General features: G+C 45.8%; 13 protein-coding genes and 1 tRNA gene. 10 read left to right on the forward strand and 4 right to left on the reverse strand.

The window, feature by feature from the left end; genetic code table 11:
* Positions 1-159 precede the first annotated feature (159 nt).
* The 9 genes from lepA (at position 160) to ACFPIK_RS16370 (ending at position 10,553) form a co-directional block, all read left to right on the forward strand.
* Positions 160-1,947, forward strand: coding sequence for a translation elongation factor 4 (gene lepA, locus ACFPIK_RS16330; RefSeq protein ID WP_377917201.1), 1,788 nt, complete (start codon positions 160-162; stop codon positions 1,945-1,947).
* A gap of 63 nt (positions 1,948-2,010) precedes the next feature.
* Positions 2,011-2,367, forward strand: coding sequence for a four helix bundle protein (locus ACFPIK_RS16335; RefSeq protein ID WP_377917203.1), 357 nt, complete (start codon positions 2,011-2,013; stop codon positions 2,365-2,367).
* Between the two features lie 52 nt (positions 2,368-2,419).
* A complete protein-coding gene (gene folD, locus ACFPIK_RS16340) occupies positions 2,420-3,301 on the forward strand; it encodes a bifunctional methylenetetrahydrofolate dehydrogenase/methenyltetrahydrofolate cyclohydrolase FolD (protein WP_377917205.1) in 882 nt (293 codons plus the stop codon).
* A gap of 79 nt (positions 3,302-3,380) precedes the next feature.
* Positions 3,381-3,464: transfer RNA gene (locus tag ACFPIK_RS16345), tRNA-Leu, on the forward strand.
* A gap of 95 nt (positions 3,465-3,559) precedes the next feature.
* Positions 3,560-4,093 (forward strand): DsrE family protein, encoded by a 534-nt coding sequence (locus ACFPIK_RS16350; RefSeq protein WP_377917207.1) that lies wholly within the window; start codon positions 3,560-3,562, stop codon positions 4,091-4,093.
* A gap of 204 nt (positions 4,094-4,297) precedes the next feature.
* Positions 4,298-6,181: an amidophosphoribosyltransferase gene (locus ACFPIK_RS16355; protein ID WP_377917209.1), complete on the forward strand. Its 1,884-nt coding sequence runs from the start codon at positions 4,298-4,300 to the stop codon at positions 6,179-6,181.
* A 125-nt stretch (positions 6,182-6,306) separates the two neighbouring features.
* Positions 6,307-7,359 carry a M42 family metallopeptidase gene (locus ACFPIK_RS16360; RefSeq protein WP_377917211.1) on the forward strand — a complete coding sequence of 351 codons (1,053 nt, stop codon included), beginning with the start codon at positions 6,307-6,309 and terminating at the stop codon, positions 7,357-7,359.
* A 265-nt stretch (positions 7,360-7,624) separates the two neighbouring features.
* Positions 7,625-8,419, forward strand: coding sequence for a 3-keto-disaccharide hydrolase (locus ACFPIK_RS16365; RefSeq protein WP_377917213.1), 795 nt, complete (start codon positions 7,625-7,627; stop codon positions 8,417-8,419).
* A 199-nt stretch (positions 8,420-8,618) separates the two neighbouring features.
* Positions 8,619-10,553: a tetratricopeptide repeat-containing sensor histidine kinase gene (locus ACFPIK_RS16370; RefSeq protein WP_377917215.1), complete on the forward strand. Its 1,935-nt coding sequence runs from the start codon at positions 8,619-8,621 to the stop codon at positions 10,551-10,553.
* A gap of 166 nt (positions 10,554-10,719) precedes the next feature.
* On the opposite strand, the gene ACFPIK_RS16375 is transcribed toward ACFPIK_RS16370, so the two are convergent.
* Together ACFPIK_RS16375 and ACFPIK_RS16380 are read right to left on the reverse strand one after the other, a co-directional pair.
* Positions 10,720-13,353 (reverse strand): valine--tRNA ligase, encoded by a 2,634-nt coding sequence (locus ACFPIK_RS16375; RefSeq protein ID WP_377917217.1) that lies wholly within the window; start codon positions 13,351-13,353, stop codon positions 10,720-10,722.
* A gap of 582 nt (positions 13,354-13,935) precedes the next feature.
* Entirely contained in the window at positions 13,936-15,822 is a 1,887-nt protein-coding gene (locus ACFPIK_RS16380; RefSeq protein ID WP_377917219.1) for a CocE/NonD family hydrolase, read from the reverse strand.
* Between the two features lie 169 nt (positions 15,823-15,991).
* Here ACFPIK_RS16380 and fahA point away from each other — a divergent pair, with 169 nt between their 5' ends.
* Positions 15,992-17,260 carry a fumarylacetoacetase gene (gene fahA / locus ACFPIK_RS16385; protein WP_377917221.1) on the forward strand — a complete coding sequence of 423 codons (1,269 nt, stop codon included), beginning with the start codon at positions 15,992-15,994 and terminating at the stop codon, positions 17,258-17,260.
* Positions 17,261-17,299: 39 nt separating this feature from the next.
* On the opposite strand, the gene ACFPIK_RS16390 is transcribed toward fahA, so the two are convergent.
* Positions 17,300-18,079 (reverse strand): glycerophosphodiester phosphodiesterase, encoded by a 780-nt coding sequence (locus ACFPIK_RS16390; RefSeq protein WP_377917223.1) that lies wholly within the window; start codon positions 18,077-18,079, stop codon positions 17,300-17,302.
* An 89-nt stretch (positions 18,080-18,168) separates the two neighbouring features.
* A complete protein-coding gene (locus ACFPIK_RS16395; RefSeq protein ID WP_377917225.1) occupies positions 18,169-18,312 on the reverse strand; it encodes a hypothetical protein in 144 nt (47 codons plus the stop codon).
* Positions 18,313-18,331 lie beyond the last annotated feature (19 nt).

Genomic DNA, 18,331 nt, shown 5'->3' on the forward strand with positions numbered 1-18,331 from the left:
CGCCTTAGGCCTATTTCATTTTGCGAAGCAAAATGTATTTCTAGGGTATTTCTACAGTATTTCCATGGTATTTCACAAAGTGTAAACCCGATCCAAGCCTATTTCAAATTCCCTATCAATCAAACCCTCTTTTTTCCTACTTTTGCGCCACGATAGCTTATGAAAAACATTAGAAATTTCTGTATCATCGCCCATATCGATCATGGGAAGAGTACATTGGCGGATAGGTTACTGCAGTTTACCAACACGATCTCAGACCGTGAAATGCAGAACCAAGTGTTGGACGATATGGATTTGGAGCGTGAGCGGGGCATTACCATCAAGTCCCACGCCATCCAGATGAAGTACACTTACAAGGGAGAGGAATACACCCTCAACCTGATCGATACTCCGGGACACGTCGACTTTTCATATGAAGTTTCCCGTTCCATTGCCGCTTGCGAAGGGGCATTGTTGATCGTGGATGCTTCGCAGGGGATCGAAGCCCAAACCATTTCCAACCTTTATTTGGCATTGGGTCATGACTTGGAAATCATTCCGGTTTTGAACAAAATCGACCTTCCCGGTGCTGATCCGGAAGGACGTGCCGATGAAGTGATTGACCTGATCGGTTGCGACCGGGAGGATATCATTTTGGCTTCTGGCAAGGAAGGAATCGGAATCGAAGACATCCTCAATGCTGTCGTGGAACGTATCCCTGCGCCAAAAGGTGACGAGCAGGCGCCGCTTCAGGCGATGATTTTTGATTCCCAGTTCAACTCCTTCCGTGGGGTGGAAGTAATCTTCCGAATCTTCAACGGAACCATCAACAAAGGCGACAAGATCAAATTTGTCAATACAGGCCGCGAATATTACGCCGACGAAATCGGCATTCTCGGTATCAATCAGATCCCTCAGCAAACCATGAGTGCCGGTAATGTAGGTTACCTCATTTCCGGGATTAAGGTGGCCAAAGAAGTGGCCGTAGGGGATACGATTACCCATGTGAAAAATCCATGCAAGGAAGCCATCAAAGGGTTTGAAAACGTAAAACCGATGGTTTTTGCGGGGATTTATCCGGTAGACACCACCGAATTTGAAGAGCTACGTGCTTCCATGGAAAAGCTTCAGTTGAATGATGCTTCCTTGGTGTGGGAACCTGAGACTTCTGCCGCTTTGGGCTTCGGATTCCGTTGCGGATTCTTGGGCATGCTCCACATGGAGATCGTGCAGGAGCGTTTGGAGCGTGAATTTGACATGACGGTGATCACCACGGTGCCTTCGGTGCAGTTTCAGGCCTTAATGACCAACGGGACGGTTCAGATCATCAATGCGCCGAGTGATATGCCTGATCCTACCAAAATGGATCACATTGAAGAGCCATTTGTAAAGGCCTCGATCATTACAGCCTCCGATTATGTGGGACCTGTGATTCAGCTTTGTATGGAAAAGCGAGGACAGATCAAAAATCAGGTTTACCTGACCGCTGATCGTGTCGAGTTGCAGTTTGATATGCCGTTGGCGGAGATCGTGTTTGATTTCTTCGATAAGTTGAAGACCATTTCCAGAGGCTATGCTTCATTGGATTACGAACTGAAAGGATTCCAGCCATCTCACATGGTGCGATTGGACATCATGCTCAACGGCGAACCAGTCGATGCCCTTTCGGCGATTGTGCACCGTGACAAAGCTTACGAGTGGGGCAAGAGACTGTGTGAAAAACTCCGTGAGTTGGTCCCAAGACAGATGTTTGAAATCGCGATTCAGGCTGCCATCGGTCAGAAGATCATTGCCAGAGAAACCATCAAGGCACTTCGTAAGAACGTGTTAGCGAAGTGTTACGGTGGTGATATTTCCCGTAAGCGAAAACTCCTCGAGAAACAGAAGAAAGGCAAGAAGCGCATGAGACAAGTCGGCAACGTCGAGGTTCCTCAGGAGGCATTTATGGCGGTGTTGAAGTTGGATTAAGAGAATTTGGGATTTTTGATTTAAGATTTACGACATCATTAGGACTTCAAGCGGAATAGGAATATGGATAAGTTTATGATGCAAAGAAGGACTAAGAAGTTTGCCATTGATGTCTGGTATCTTTGTTCAAAGCTCCCTCATTCTAGGGAATTTAACGGCTTTGTTAATCAGTTGATTCGATCTTCAAGTTCTGTTGGAGCCAACTATAGAGCTGCCACCCGCGCAAAATCCACAGCGTATTTTATTAATAAATTGAAAATCGTAGAAGAAGAAGCTGATGAGAGTCAATATTTCTTAGAATTGATTGAGGAGGTTCAGAAGGATCCGACTTTGGTAGGAGAGATTGAGGACCTAAAGAAAGAAGCAAATCAGATTGTGGCCATTGTTGTTTCAAGTATAAAAACCGTGAAGCTCAGCTAAGCTTTGTTTTATCCAAGACGTCGTAAATCGTAAATCGTAAATCAAAAATAACATGATACTGATTGATGGTAAGAAAACATCAGCTGACATAAAAAATGAAATCGCTGCCCGAGTAGCAGAGATCAAAGCGGAAGGCGGAAAAACGCCTCACTTGGCTGCAGTCCTGGTTGGAAGTGATGGCGCAAGCCAAACCTATGTGGGTGCTAAAGTAAAGGCCTGCGAGGAAGTGGGGTTTCAGTCTACGCTGGTTCGTTTGGACTCGGATATTTCTGAGGCTGAGTTGCTGAAAGTAGTAGAAGATATCAACAACAATCCCGACATCGACGGACTGATTGTGCAACTTCCTTTGCCTAAGCATATCTCAGTGGATAAGGTGACTAACAAGATCAAGCCGGAAAAAGACGTGGATGGGTTTACGCCTGCCAACGTGGGGCGCATGACCCTCAACTGGCCTGCTTACGTGGCTGCGACTCCTTATGGGATCGTGGAGTTGCTGAAGCGATACAACATTGAAACTTCAGGAAAACACTGTGTGGTCATCGGAAGAAGCCATATCGTAGGAAGCCCAATGAGCATCTTGATGGCAAGAAACGGCTATCCCGGAAATGCCACCGTGACCCTTACACATAGCAAAACTCAAAACTTGGCTGAAATCTGCCGAACTGCCGATATCCTGATCGTTGCGATCGGTAAACCGGAATTTGTCACTGCAGACATGGTGAAGCCGGGGGCCGTGGTGATCGACGTGGGAATCCATCGAATCGATGATCCGAGCAAAAAGTCAGGATTTAGACTGATTGGAGATGTGAAGTTTGACGAAGTAGCACCTTTGGCTTCTGCAATTACCCCTGTTCCGGGTGGAGTGGGACCGATGACCATTGCTGCTCTGCTTTACAATACGCTTCAATCCGCAGAAAAGAAGGTTTTTGGATAAAACTGAAAAAAAGTAAAGAAATCCCTGAATCAGGTTTGCTTCAATTGGCTTGGATTTCTACTTTTGCAGACCCTAAGACGCGCATGTGGTGAAACTGGTAGACACGCCACTTTGAGGGGGTGGTGCCCGTTCGGGTGTGGAAGTTCGAATCTTCTCATGCGCACAAAGCCCAACTGAGACATCGGTTGGGCTTTTTTCTTTAAATGGCCTTTTTTGTGGTGGAAAAATTTTTACCTTTTCAATCTATTCCCCAACCCTATGAAAAACTTACGAATTACTGCTTTTCTGTTCTTTTTGAGCCTTACTGCTTTTGCACAAACACCCCAATTTCCTATCGTCAAAGGATTTGGAGGGATCTATGAAATTCCCGATGCCACAGAGCGACCTGACGGTACTTTGGAATACAAGATCTTGGTGGATTTGACTTCGCCTTCAGAAGATAATAAGCAGATCTCCCGTTTTGTGGACAATGTGGCCCGAATGATGAATCTACATGGCCTTGCCGGAGTGACCAAAGATCGAATCAAAGTTAAAGTGATCGTTCACGGTGGTGGTATTTTCACCTTGTTGAATGACGAGAATTATAAGAAAAGATTCGAAGTAGAAAATCCCAATTTGAAAGTTTTCCAAGCTCTCGAAGAAGCAGGGGCTGAGATCATGGTCTGTGGCCAATCTTTGATCGCCAGAAATCTGAAAACGGCTGATCTCTGGCCGGGGGTGACCATCGCACATTCTGCCTTGACCACCATTACCACCTATGTGCCCAAGGGATACATTCAGCTGAAATTCTAACGGATTACAAGTTGGATTTTGCTAAAAAGCTCATTTCGAAAGGGATGAGCTTTTTTGATGGTTTCAGGTTAAGCATGTCGAATTTGGAAAATTTTTGTAAACAATTGACCCATAGATAATTCTTCCGACTCGAACTTTTTAACCCGAATAAATCTTTTGAAATCACTTACCTTTGAAATCTCAAAAGAACCTTCGTCTTTCTCCATGAGTGATGCTATCAAACACGAGTGTGGTATTGCCTTAATCAGGCTCCGAAAACCCACTCAATATTACATCGATAAGTACGGAACAGCCTCCTTTGCAGCCAATCGACTCTACGTCCTGATGCAAAAGCAGATCAACCGGGGTCAAGATGGAGCCGGAGTCGCCAACATCAAGATCAACACCAAGCCCGGAACCCGATACATCAGCCGATACCGATCCATTGAACCCTCAGCGGTCAATGACATCTTCGACAAAATCAACAAGAAGTACAAAAAGGCCAAAAAAATCGGCGGTCACGATGCCCTCAGCGATGGGGAATGGCTCAAAGAAAATATCGCCTTTTCGGGGGAAGTTTGGCTAGGTCACCTACGCTACGGAACCCACGGAGAAAACAGCATCGAAACGTGCCACCCTTTTCTCAAACAGAATAACTGGAGAAGCCGAAACCTCGTCATGGCCGGCAACTTCAATATGACCAACAACGAAGAACTTTTTGGAAAACTCGTCCAACTCGGACAGCACCCTAAGGAAAAAACCGACACCGTCACCGTGATGGAAAAAGTCGGACACTTTTTGGACGAAGAGAATCAGCGCATTTTCGACAAATACAAACATAACCATACCAACGAGCAGCTCACCCATATCATCGAAAATGAAATGGATGTGGCCCGTATCCTCAGAAGATCCTGCAGGGACTTTGACGGTGGCTATGCCATGGCAGGGATGATCGGCAATGGTTCTGCTTTCGTAGTAAGAGATCCGTCAGGTATCCGTCCGGCATTTTACTATGCCGATGATGAGGTGATTGTGATTGCCTCCGAAAAGCCGGCCATCAAGTCTGCTTTCAATATCGATTTCAACGCGATCAAGGAAATCAAGCCCGGTCATGCGATTGTGATTAACAAGGATGGTTCCTACTCCGAAGATGAGATTTTGCCTGCCCGAGAAAAGAAGTCCTGTTCTTTTGAGCGGATCTATTTCTCCAGAGGTACAGATCCGGGGATCTATCAGGAGCGAAAAAATCTGGGCAAGGCCTTGATCCCACAGATCCTCAAAGCGATTGATTTTGATCTGAAAAACACCGTCTTTTCCTACATCCCCAATACGGCTGAAACAGCCTTTTTGGGCATGATCGAGGGTTTGGATGAATACTTGGTTGCCAAAAGAAAAGAGGTTCTGCTTGACGGGAAACCTCATGTAGGTGACTTGGATGAATTGCTGAGTTTTCGACCACGAGTGGAAAAGTTGGTGAGCAAGGACGTCAAACTGCGAACCTTCATCACCAGCGACGAAGACCGGGACTCGATGGTGGCGAGTGTCTATGATACCACCTATGAGGTAATTCGTCCTGGAATTGATACCGTAGTCGTGATCGACGACAGTATCGTGAGAGGGACGACGTTGGAAAAAAGCATCCTGACCACACTCGATAAGCTTAATCCCAAGCGAATTGTGATTGTGTCCTCTGCTCCTCAGATTCGCTATCCGGATTGCTATGGCATTGATATGTCCCGAATGAAGGAATTTATTGCCTTCCGTGCGGCCATTGCTTTGATCAAAGAGCGCAAAATGGATAACCTGTTGGATCAAGTCTATGAATCCTGTGTGTCTCAGCCACACAATTCAGAAAACTTTGTGAAGCAAGTCTATGCACCATTTACTGACCAAGAGATTTCTGATAAAGTAGCCGAAATCGTGACCACTCCGGAGATCCATGCTGAGGTGAAAGTGATTTTCCAGACCGTTGATAATTTGCACAAGTGTATTCCGGATCATTTGGGTGACTGGTATTTCACCGGTGACTATCCTACTACCGGAGGCACCCGAGTCGTCAACCGTGCTTTTGCCAACTATATGGAAGGCAAAGCGGTGAGAGCTTATTGATTGGAGATTTCTAAGTTGAAATTTGGAAGGCGTAGGGGTAATCTTTACGCCTTTTTTATGTGGTTGGGGATTAGATTCGATTTCTAAAGTTTATTTTCAGGTTCAGAAAAATGAAAGTAAACTTTATGGAAATAAACGTCCCCCTTCTCAAGCAACTCTGTGAAATAGCCGGTGCGCCTGGTTTCGAAAAGCGTGTCCGCGACTTGGTGATCGACCTCGTCAAGCCCCACGCTGATGAGGTCAGTACCGATAATCTGGGCAATGTCGTGGCGATCAAGCGGGGCAAACGTAATCCTGACGGAAAGCGTGTCATGGTCGCGGCTCACTTGGATGAAATCGGCTTTATCGTCACCCACATCGACGAGCAGGGATTTTTGAGATTTCATACGCTAGGAGGATTTGACCCCAAAACCTTGACAGCCCAACGGGTGATCGTCCATGGTAAAAAGGACCTCATTGGGGTGATGGGCAGCAAACCAATCCATGTAATGTCAGTGGAAGAGCGAGCCAAACTTCCGAAGACTACCGATTTTTTTATCGATTTGGGGATGTCAAAAGAGGAAGTGGAAAAGTACATTTCTATCGGTGATCCCGTCACTCGGGACCGCGAACTCATCGAGATGGGGGACTGTGTCAACTGCAAGTCGATTGACAATCGGGTGGCAGTCTTCATTTTGATTGAAGCCTTGAAAAAGCTGGAAAACCCTGCCTACGATGTCTATGCCACCTTTACTGTGCAGGAAGAAGTGGGAATCCGCGGTGCCAATGTGGCCGCACACAGCATCAATCCGGATTTCGGAATCGCGCTTGATACTACCATAGCTTTTGATGTGCCCGGAGCAGCAGCCTATGAAAAAGTAACCGAATTAGGCAAAGGAACCGCGATCAAGATTATGGATGCCATGACGATCTGTGACTACCGCATGGTGGAATTCATGAAGCAGACAGCAATCAAAGAAGCAATCTCTTGGCAACCTGAAATCCTGACTGCCGGAGGTACAGATACGGCTGGGGTGCAGCGCATGGGCAAGCAGGGTTCGATCGCCGGAGCCATATCCATCCCAACCCGCCACCTGCATCAGGTTATCGAGATGGCGCATAAAAAGGATATTGCTGACTCCATTTCCTTACTCGTCGCCTGCCTGGAGCAGATCGATGGATATGATTGGAAGCATTAATAATCCTAAACTTCGACATTCATCATTCAGTGTTTGGTATTAAACCGTTGTCGGGTTGTCAGCTGAACTTGTTATCACGTTATCCGCTAAAGCTGTTGTCGAGTTATCACGTTGTCCGCCGACGCTTTTGTCGGATTTCTTTGGGATATAAATAAACTTGACAACCCTATAACCCTGATAACCTTGACAACCTCGACAACCCGACAACCTTGACAATTAGACAACCAGACAACCTTGACAACCCGACAACCCCTCCCCAAACACTATGAAATCTACCCTCTTTCTTTTCTCCATCCTCCTTTTCTTTTCCTGCCAAAAAGCCGAAAAAGTAGCAGCTGTCCCTGAAACCACAGAGCCCGAATGGCAAGTCCTTTTCAACGGAAAAGACCTGACCGGCTGGACTCCCAAGATTCACCATCATGAAGTGGGAGATAATTATGCGAACACGTTTCGCGTGGTGGATGGTGCGATTGTCGTAGATTATGACGGGTATGGGAAGTTTGAAGATCGCTTTGGGCACTTGTTTTTCGAAAAGCCTTTTTCCAGCTATCACCTCAGTTGGGAGTATCGCTTTACGGACCAGTTTATGGAAGATGCTCCAAGCTACACGTTCCGCAATTCAGGCGTGATGTTTCATTCCCAGGCTCCGGAGACGATATTGAAAGAGCAGGATTGGCCGATTTCGGTGGAATACCAGATGTATGCAGAAGAGAAGGAAGGCGAACCACGGCCAACAGGTAACATGTGCAGTCCGGGTACAGACATAGTTTTTGAAGGAAAAATTGATGAGCGTCATTGCATTAATTCCTCCGGACCTACCTTCAAATGGGATCAATGGGTGAGAGCGGAACTGATCGTTTACGGAGATTCGATCGTCCATCACCTTGTCAATGGCGATACAGTCTTGACTTACTCCAAACCTCAAATCGGCGGGGGAGTAGCCAATCGATTTGACCCGGCAATCAAAGTAGATGGGACTCCTCTCAAGTCAGGTTACATCGGCTTGCAAAGTGAGGGACAGGGTGTGATGTTTCGTGATATTCGAATCAAAACTCTTTGATAATCCTCTCGTAACCGCTTATAAAAACTACTGACATTTTATTATCAATTCAGGTGGTTTGATTCAAGGTGTTTAAGAAAGGAACAAAATTAATCCTACCTTTTCAATCAAAATTGTTAGTTTTCAAGTGCAGGCCATTTGCATGAAAAGACTACGCAACTGGAGTCGATTTGTATTAGCTTACATTACTTTATAATCCATGTGGAAGGTAGCATTAGTGCTTAATTTACTTTTTCAAACTCCCAATCCGGTGGGAGATAGTCTGATTTCAGAGCTGAAAAAGACCGGAGATCCAGCCGCAAAGGCCTCGATCTATTACAACTTGGCCAAGACTTATTATGGGGCTGATCAGGATTTAGCGATCGCCTATGCCGATTCTTCTCTGAGCTTTAGCAGTCAGGTAGAAGTGCCGAAAATGAAAGCTAACGCACTCAATATTAAAGCGGTGGCCTACCTGATCAAATCGGATTTTGAAACCTCGATGAAACTCAATCTCGAGGCTTTAAAAATCCGAGAAACGATCCGGGATACGATCGGGTTGGTAGAGTCACACCTCAATATTGGGAACATTCTTTATCGAACAAACAAAAGCAATGAGGCAGTGGAGCGCTACAAAAAAGCCTTGATTTACGCCAAAATTGCCAATAGTCAGCGGGGGCTGAGTTTACTTTTTAACAATATTGGAAGCTATTACCGAGACCGATGGAAAGTAACCAATGAGTCCTCAGACTTGGATTCCGCCAAAGTCTATTTATCGCAATCTTTAGAGATCAAAAGGGTGTTGAATGACTCCAGAGGCTTGATTCATACTTACAATCAGCTTTCCGAGTTGGCCTTAAGTGAAAAGAAATACATGCTTGCCGAGAACTACCTTAACCGGGCGTTAGAGGTTTCTAATGGGATCGACGATGCAGAACTCCAAATTTCAGTTTTGACACAGTTGACCGAGTTTAATCTTGAGGTGGGGGATAAGTCACAGGCTTTGGGCTATGCAAAAAATGCATTTGAGATAGCCGAAAAGATGGAGTCTAACTACATGATTTCCAATACTTCCGGATACGTCGCAGATGCTTATGAAGCATTGGGAGATTACCGGAATGCATTCCTTTTCAATAAGAGAAAAATGGAAGCAGACCGGATTCTCAATGATGAAAACAAACAAAAGGTCCAGGAAGACCTCCTGATTCAATATGAGTCAGAGAAAAAGGAGCTCGAAAATCAGCGCCTGCTGGAAGAACAGCGGTTTTTGGATTTGAGCCTGAGAAGAAAAAATGAGTTGCTGATCGGTTCGGTAATTATCCTCATTGGATTAATAGGATTGGGATTTTTGCAGCGGAAGAAAAATGCTGAATTGGCAGCAGCTGAGCAGGACTTGAAAGGAGCACTTCAGGAACTTACCTTAAAAAACTCAGAGGTAGAAAAGCAGTCAGTTTTATTGAGCGAAGCAAATACTGCGTTAAGGGAATCCAACTCGGTAAGAGAAAGACTTTTGTCGGTAGTTTCTCACGATCTGAAAACTCCTTTGACTTCACTTCAGACCTTACTGGATTATTGGGATAAAAAGCTCCTTTCCGAACAGGAACTGAATGAACTTTTGCCCAGAATTGCCAAACAAACCGAAACGGTAAATCAGCTCCTTGAGAACCTGCTGGAATGGGCACAGACCCAAATTCAATACAGTCAGCTTCAGTTTACAGAAGTAAATCTCAGAGGACTCGTAGAGGAGTCGATCAAACTTGCAGGTATCTCTGCGGAAGGAAAAAGGTTAAGAATCCTCAATGAGATTCCTGAAGATTTGGTCATTTACACGGATAAAGATCGGCTCAATTTTATCGTTCGAAATCTTGTTTCGAATGCCTTGAAGTTTACCAAAGCTGAAGGTTTGATCAAGTTGACTTTTGACCCTGTTGGAAAAGGTAAAATTCAGATTGCTGACAATGGGGTGGGAATGAGTCAAGCTCGCGTAGAATCTCTTTTTTCCAGAAAAATGGGAGCCTCCAAGGGCACCGAAGGTGAAAAAGGATCCGGAGTAGGCCTTTTGCTTTGCAAAGAATTTGCGGAAAGCATTGGTGCATCTCTGGAAGTAACTAGCAAGTTGAATGAAGGGTCTACTTTTACAATCCACCTTGGCTAACTTTCTTCAAAATCAAAATATGAGTAAATAAAAAAATCCAGAGTTGCGAAGCTCTGGATTTTATTTTATCCCCGGAATTCTGCGACTATCTCAGCGATGATCAGCGGGAAACTACTATTCAACAATAAACCTTCGAGGTATCTCAGACCTCAAAGGTTTTCATATTTTAACCCAACTTCGCCAGGCTTTCTTCCAAGGTCTTGATTTTCGCCTCGGCATCTGCCTGCTTTTTGCGCTCCATTTCGAGAACGTTGGCAGGAGCGCCAGCCACAAATCGCTCGTTGCTTAGCTTTTTCATGACTGAAGCCAAGAAGCCTTGAGCGTATTCCAGTTCTTTCTTCAGGTTCGCTTTCTCTTCCTCGATATTGATTGAGGCACCCATCGGAATAAAGCATTCATCAGCCTTCACTACAAAGCTCATCGCGTTATCTACCTTTTCCGCAAAGTTTAAGGAAGATAAGTTTGCCAATTTGGTCAACACTGCCGCAAATCGGCTGTAAAGCTCAGGGTTCTTCGCGTTGATGCTCAGGTCAAGCGCTTCTTTGGGAGACATGCCTTTGGAAGCACGCAGGTTTCTCACTTGAGACACCACTTCAAAAACCTGTGCAGCCTCTTCGATGATTTTGGGATCAAAAGGTTTTGCCTCAGGCCAAGCCGCCAAAATCAGAGATTCTTCTACTGATCTTTCGGTGATCTGATGCCAAAGTTCCTCGGTGATGAATGGCATGAATGGATGCAGGATCTTCAAAATACCTTCGAAAATCTCAATCGTCTTGTCGTAGGTCACCTGATCGATCGGATGCTGATAGGCGGGCTTGATCATCTCGAGATACCAAGAGCAGAAGTCATCCCAAACCAATTTATAAGTAGCCATCAAGGCATCAGAGATTCTGAATTTCTCGAAATGCTCGTTGATCTCCGTCAAGGCTTGGTTGAATCGGCTTTCAAACCAAAGGATGCTAGCTGCATTAGAAGAACCGTCCAAACTTGGATCGATCTCCCAACCCTTCACCAATCGGAAGGCATTCCAGATTTTATTGGCAAAGTTTCGACCTTGCTCTACCAGTTTATCATCGTAAGGCAGGTCATTTCCCGCGGGAGAGGAGAAAAGCATTCCGGTTCGAACGCCATCCGCGCCATACTGAGCAATCAATTCGAGTGGATCAGGTGAGTTTCCGAGAGATTTGGACATTTTTCGGCCCAATTTATCTCTCACGATACCCGTGAGGTACACGTTTTTGAAAGGCTTTTCCCCCGTGTATTCATAGCCTGCTATGATCATTCGAGCTACCCAGAAGAACAAGATCTCCGGCGCAGTCACCAAGTCATTGGTAGGGTAATAGTACTTTAGTTCTTCATTTTGCTTTCCTGTGGAAAAGACTTCGGTGTCAAATACCGAAATCGGCCATAGCCAAGAGCTAAACCAGGTGTCCAACACGTCTTCATCCTGCTTGAGGTCAGCAAGTGTGTAGGCGGTGTTGAATTCCGCATTTGCCTGCGCCAACGCTTCTTCAGCTGTTTTGGCTACCACAAATTCCCCGTTAGGAAGGTAGAATGCCGGAATTCGATGGCCCCACCAAAGTTGACGGGAGATGCACCAGTCACGGACATTTTCCATCCACACCCGGTACATATTTTTGAACTTGGGCGGGTGGAGTTGGATCACATCCTCCATCACGGAAGTGAAGGCTGGCTTGGTGATTTCATCCATTTTCAAGAACCACTGCAAGGAAAGCTTGGGTTCGATTACGGCATCCGTACGCTCGGAATGCCCTACGTTGGACTTGTAGTCTTCGATCTTTTCGAGTTGACCCGCTTCATCCAGTAACTTGCCGATTTTCTTTCGAGCGATAAAGCGATCTTCTCCAACTAGAATTTGCGCTTTTTCATTCAGTGTACCATTGTCATTCAGGATGTCGATGACTTCCAGTTTATGCTTGATGCCGAGTTCGTAGTCATTGATGTCGTGAGCAGGGGTTACTTTGAGGCAACCCGTACCGAATTCCATATCCACATACTCATCTTCGATGATTGGGATAGCCCGATTGATCAATGGGATAATGGCTTTTTTCCCCTTCAAATGTGTGAATCTTGGATCATTCGGATTGATGCAGATCGCCACGTCGGCCATGATGGTTTCCGGACGTGTGGTGGCGATGGTCAAGAATTGATCTTCACTTCCCTCAATCTTGTATTTGATGTAGTACAGTTTTGAGGAGATTTCCTTCATGATCACCTCATCATCCGAGAGGGCAGTTTGACCTTTCGGGTCCCAGTTGACCATGCGGATGCCTCGGTAGATTTTTCCTTTTTTATAAAGATCCACAAACACCGAAATCACGGCATCGCTGAGTCCGGGATCCATGGTGAAAGCTGTACGGTCCCAGTCGCAGGAAGCACCGAGCTTTTTAAGTTGTTCCAGGATGATGCCTCCGTATTTTTCTTTCCATTCCCAGGCATGGGTTAGGAATTCTTCACGGGAAATATCCTTTTTGTCGATTCCTCTTTCTTTGAGGAGCTGAACTACTTTGGTCTCCGTAGCGATGGAAGCGTGGTCGGTTCCGGGTACCCAGCAGGCGTTTTTGCCTTGCATTCGGGCACGACGGATGAGTACGTCTTGGATGGTATTGTTCAGCATGTGGCCCATGTGGAGCACGCCAGTGACGTTAGGCGGAGGAATGACGATGGTGTACGGTTCCTTGCTGTGGTCGATTTGGGAGGAAAAGAGCTTGTGCTCCATCCAGTAGGCGTACCATTTGGCCTCGGCGGCTGCCGGTTCGTATTTGCTGGCAATAGACATACTTGGTGTGTTTTTTCGAAGGGGCAAAAATAGGGGAAAAAGCCCAAAAGGCCTTGTATGAATCAAAATGGGAAAATAAAAAGGTTTTTAACCATTAAGGCCTTAAGAAAATTAAGGAAGGCTGCTATGCAGCATTTCCGAAGATCACACTTCCCTATTCTATATTCATTATTCGGTGTTCGGGGTTTTTTAGCACCGACTATCCACCGACTAGCGCAAGTCTATTGACTTGTGCTTTCCTGTATGCAGGCTTCAGACTGCCTTTTCCCACCCGAAAATGAATTTTAAAAACCACAATAGGCACATAGAAAACATAGAAAAAAACCGAATCCTAAAACGATTTGCGGCGAGAAAAGTCCTTTTGGAAATGCTACTTTTCCGAAAGCAGCACGGATGCTACCTGAAAAGATTCAGCTTCTGGAAGGTGCACGATTACTTGATTTGGTTCTCGCTAAGGCGAATGATACGCAAAGGGGGTTGAAATCTTTGCGACTTACAGCCTTTGTGCGGACCTCATTTGAACTGTAAGCAAAAAAAGACCGACATCGCTGCCGGTCTTTTTCCATAATGAAAAACTGACTCTTACTTTTTGATCATCGGAAGCAAAATTCTGCTTTGGAATTTGCCTCCGTGGTGGATGTTGTTGGTGGCGATTTTTCCTTCGGTTTCGTCGTAGTTATTTCCACCTGTATTCATGTTTCGGTCAAAACGAGGGAAGTTGGAAGAACTGATCTCAATTCGGATTCGGTGCCCTTTTTCGAAGTAATTGGATGTACTCATCGGCGTCATTTTGATCTCGTAGACCTTGCCTTTTTCCATGAAAACATCTTTGTCGTAGCCTTCGCGATAACGAACCCGCTGGATCGTTTCGTCCAGATTGTAGGCTTTTCCATCAGGATAGACATCGATTACCTTGATGGTCACATCGGTGTCTAACACATCAGATGACAAGTAAAGATAGCTTTCGATGAATCCAGATACTTCCACTCCCTCGGCTAAAGGCTCAGACGTATAGACTAAAATATCGTCTCGAAGTTCCATTTCACTCTGATCCATGGCACCGCCTTGAACCGCATTTCCGGTACAGCAAACATTGCCTCCATAGGAATTGACCGGATTCATGGGATCGTAGGTGAAGGTATCTTTGGCTTCTGTTTTGGGTGCTTTGGCTACCAGCTTGCCATCACCGTTTCGGGTATTGGCTTTTCCCTGAGAATCCAGGTAAAAAGAAGTCATCACCGCTTCTTTGGGAGGCCACACATCAGAGGATTGCCACTTGTTCATTCCCATGGTGTAATAGGTCACTTTTGGAAGTTTGGCGATGGTGCCGCTTTCGTCTTTGCCCTTCAGCCATAGGTCAAACCAGGCTGTGATTACCTCATCATAGTTCCATCGGGCATCACCCACATTACGCTCACCCACCATCGTATTTTCAGTTGCTCGGGTAAATGAACAGTGAAGTACCGGGGCGATGATCAGGTACTGATTGTCGCGAGACATTTGACTGATGGCGTTTTGGCGGGCGTGATTGTAGAGGGCGATATTGGGTGAAGAAGACACGTCGTACCAAGAGACAAACCACATGGAAGGCTTATCAAAAGGCATGTTGTCATGGAAAAGCCCTCCCTGATACCAGCGCGGGTCATTCGGCTTGCGGGTGATCATTTCTTCGTAGATGCCCATCGGGCCACTCACGTTTTTGATGATGTCCTTCACCGGAAGATGTGCCAGTCCTTCTTTCCAGTCTACTCGAGGATATTCAGGCGCCATGTCATAAAAGCGCTGCAATCTCAACAGGTCCTTTTGCTCGATTCCGGGCTGTAACCTTGGCGCCATTGGATCATGCTGAGTGCTGTAAAGCCAAGCCGTGAAGAGCATCTGCCCGGCACCCCCTCGGTACCAGTTGCCTTGCTCGTAAAACTCGCCGATTCTTCCCACACCAGCTCCATAAGCTTGAGGTACCAAGGCTGCCAATGCAGGATGGTTGAGCGAAGCTGCCGCCATCTGCCACTCTGCTGTGGATGAACAACCGAGCAAGCCGATTTTGCCATTGCTCCAGGCCTGCTTGGACATCCAATCAAAGGCGTCATAGCCATCGGTAAGTGGTGTGCCCAAAATGTCCCAGTTGCCTTCGGAAAAGAACCTTCCACGCTCATTTTGCACCACATAAGCGTATCCTTTTTTTACCCACTCCAGGGCTGATTGGAGTGTTCGGGTATTCATTTCCCCGTTTCCGTAGGTGTTGAAGTTGTAGGGAGTACGGGAGAAGACGATTGGTACTTTGGCGTCCCCTTTCGGGCGGTAGATGTCGGTCGCGAGTCGGGTGCCGTCGCGCATAGGCATCATCACTTTTTGATCGATGATGGCGATTTCATCCAGCTGGACGAGGATGGGTTTCTCCTGTGCAAAGGCAATTGGAGAATAGCCCAAAAAGATAATAAATGCTAAAATTCGTAGGATTGATCTCATTGACTTGGGATTTACTCCGTCAAATTACAATGCAAAAAAGATATGGGAGCTAAATTTTTATAAAAGGTTGGAGACCAGTGATTCCAGGTTTTGAAGCGCTTAAGCTCATGGGAAAGATTTTTCATTTCATGGGATAAGGCTAACTTTGCCGCCTCAACAATTTTTGAACATGAGCGACAGTTCGACCCCTATTCTGAGTACCTGGGTAGAAATACCAAAAAATTCCGATTTCTCGATTTACAACCTTCCTTTCGGAGTATTTAAAAACAAAAAGCTGAGTCCCAGAATCGGGATTGCTATAGGGGATAAAATCGTCGATCTCAGTGTCCTCGATCAAGAGGGTTTTTTCTCGTCGCTCTTCTTACCTGAAGGGATATTCCTGAAGGAATCATTGAATGATTTGATTTCTCTAGGGAAGGTACAAACCAAGAAAATCCGCGAACGGGTTCAGCAATTGCTGTTGGCGGAAAATGGAGAATTGCGAGATCACTCTGCCCGAGGCAAAATCATGGTCAATCGCAAGGAGGCGGAAATGCTCATGCCGGTGAAAATTGGGGATTACACCGACTTTTACTCCAGCATCGAGCATGCGACCAATGTCGGAAAGATGTTTCGTGATCCTGAAAACGCATTGCTGCCAAACTGGAGACATCTGCCGGTAGGTTACCATGGACGAGCCTCCTCGATTGTGGTTTCGGGTACGCCGATCCATCGTCCAAAAGGACAGTTTAAAGATCCAGATATGGAGAAGCCTGCTTTTGGACCCAGCCGAAGATTAGATTTTGAATTGGAACTTGCCTTCATCACAGGTAAGTCAACCAAACTAGGTGATAGTGTAGAAGTAGAGGAGGCTGAGGAATATATTTTTGGTTTTGTCTTGTTTAATGACTGGTCTGCCCGTGATATTCAAGCTTGGGAATATGTGCCTTTGGGTCCCTTTTTGGGGAAAAACTTTGGTTCGTCTATTTCCCCTTGGGTGGTAACACTGGAGGCCTTGGAGCCTTTCCGTTTAGCGGGGCCTGTGCAAGAACCCGAGGTATTGGACTACCTAAAGGTGAAAAAGGATCACAGTTTTGACATTCAATTGGAAGTGATGATTCAGCCTGAGGGCAAAAAAGCATCCAAGGTCTGCACCTCCAATTTCAAATACATGTATTGGAACATCGCCCAACAGTTGGCGCATCACACCGTCAACGGTTGCAATATCAATGTCGGCGATATGATGGCTTCGGGTACTATTTCCGGTTCCACGGAAGATTCCTTTGGATCCATGCTCGAACTTAGTTGGAAAGGCACCAGGCCAGTCAAGTTGGAAGATGGGGATGAACGCCGATTTATTGAAGATGGCGATACGGTCATCATGAAAGGATACGCTGAAAAAGAAGGAATCCGGGTGGGATTTGGGGAGGTTGCTTCTCAAATCCTTCCAGCCAAATAAAAATCAAAAAGCCCCGACCAGTCGATCGGGGCTTTTTGCTTATTGTGTGTCTTTGATGACAATGAATAGTAGCTCTGGTTCGTCAGTGGTGATGAAGTTGACTTTTTGCTCTAGCAACCATGCCATGTCTTCTAGCAGATTGACTGTCCATGCATTGGTGGTCAGACCCAATGCATATGCTTCCTTAATCCATTGGGGTTTGTTTTTGAGTACTCTGATATTATAGTCAAATCCAAAGAAGCCGGCCTCCTTAAGTTCAGCAGGAGACTTGTCCCCATTCAGGTAAGCCACATTTGCTTTAGGATCAGTTTCAATGGCTTTTTTGCCGCCCTCATAGCTGAAGGTGATGTAATCCACCCATTTTTCTGCGCCAAGTTTTTGAACGGTTTTTACTGACAATTCTCCCACTCGCTCGCTGCGAGCTACACTGATTCGGGAAGGTTTGAATTCCAAAATGAGTTTGGTTCCTGTCTGCTTCATGCCTTCGGTGAGGTATTCTTCTAGGGTAGGAATCTTTTCCCCGTTGGGAAGTTTCTTGGTTAAAAGCTGCTCATAAGTGGAGGTTTCGATGTCTATTCCCTGAAAATCATGATCGTGATTCACTACCAAAACCTCATCAGCGGTCATCCACACATCAAACTCCGAACCTTCGCATTGAAGTCGGATAGCTTCGCGAAGGGAAGCCAAGGAATTTTGAGGATGGCCTTGGGCTTTCCAAGCGCCCCGATGCGCAATCACTTTATTCACATGAAAGCTGCTTTGGGCAAAAGACAAGGAAGTGACAAGTACCATGGCTAGAAGGAGGGTGATGTTTTTCATTTTTGGGTTGACTGGAAAAGGTAAAACTGGTCCAAATTAAGGAAAGTGATTCAGGCTTTTTTGCAGAAGGAGATAAGTTTACACAAACTTCACGAAGGGGTTGATTCTTCCCGCTGTTCAGGCTTTTCAGGTGGTTTTGCTCCCAAGATTTTATAAATAAGTAAGCCCACGCCAATCACAAAGTGAAGTGCGATGTTGGCGATCACGATCCAAAGGGTGGTATTTTCTTTCATTCGGTAGAGTTGGCAAGAG

This window comes from Algoriphagus aquatilis (genome assembly GCF_042657405.1).
In the GTDB taxonomy this organism is placed as follows: Bacteria; Bacteroidota; Bacteroidia; order Cytophagales; family Cyclobacteriaceae; genus Algoriphagus; species Algoriphagus aquatilis.

Bases quoted from the DNA above. Each gene is read 5' to 3' on its own strand.
- lepA (WP_377917201.1), top strand. From the start codon at position 160: ATGAAAAACATTAGAAATTTCTGTATCATCGCCCATATCGATCATGGG.
- ACFPIK_RS16335 (WP_377917203.1), top strand. From the start codon at position 2,011: ATGGATAAGTTTATGATGCAAAGAAGGACTAAGAAGTTTGCCATTGAT.
- folD (WP_377917205.1), top strand. From the start codon at position 2,420: ATGATACTGATTGATGGTAAGAAAACATCAGCTGACATAAAAAATGAA.
- ACFPIK_RS16350 (WP_377917207.1), top strand. From the start codon at position 3,560: ATGAAAAACTTACGAATTACTGCTTTTCTGTTCTTTTTGAGCCTTACT.
- ACFPIK_RS16355 (WP_377917209.1), top strand. From the start codon at position 4,298: ATGAGTGATGCTATCAAACACGAGTGTGGTATTGCCTTAATCAGGCTC.
- ACFPIK_RS16360 (WP_377917211.1), top strand. From the start codon at position 6,307: ATGGAAATAAACGTCCCCCTTCTCAAGCAACTCTGTGAAATAGCCGGT.
- ACFPIK_RS16365 (WP_377917213.1), top strand. From the start codon at position 7,625: ATGAAATCTACCCTCTTTCTTTTCTCCATCCTCCTTTTCTTTTCCTGC.
- ACFPIK_RS16370 (WP_377917215.1), top strand. From the start codon at position 8,619: ATGTGGAAGGTAGCATTAGTGCTTAATTTACTTTTTCAAACTCCCAAT.
- ACFPIK_RS16375 (WP_377917217.1), bottom strand. From the start codon at position 13,353: ATGTCTATTGCCAGCAAATACGAACCGGCAGCCGCCGAGGCCAAATGG.
- ACFPIK_RS16380 (WP_377917219.1), bottom strand. From the start codon at position 15,822: ATGAGATCAATCCTACGAATTTTAGCATTTATTATCTTTTTGGGCTAT.
- fahA (WP_377917221.1), top strand. From the start codon at position 15,992: ATGAGCGACAGTTCGACCCCTATTCTGAGTACCTGGGTAGAAATACCA.
- ACFPIK_RS16390 (WP_377917223.1), bottom strand. From the start codon at position 18,079: ATGAAAAACATCACCCTCCTTCTAGCCATGGTACTTGTCACTTCCTTG.
- ACFPIK_RS16395 (WP_377917225.1), bottom strand. From the start codon at position 18,312: ATGAAAGAAAATACCACCCTTTGGATCGTGATCGCCAACATCGCACTT.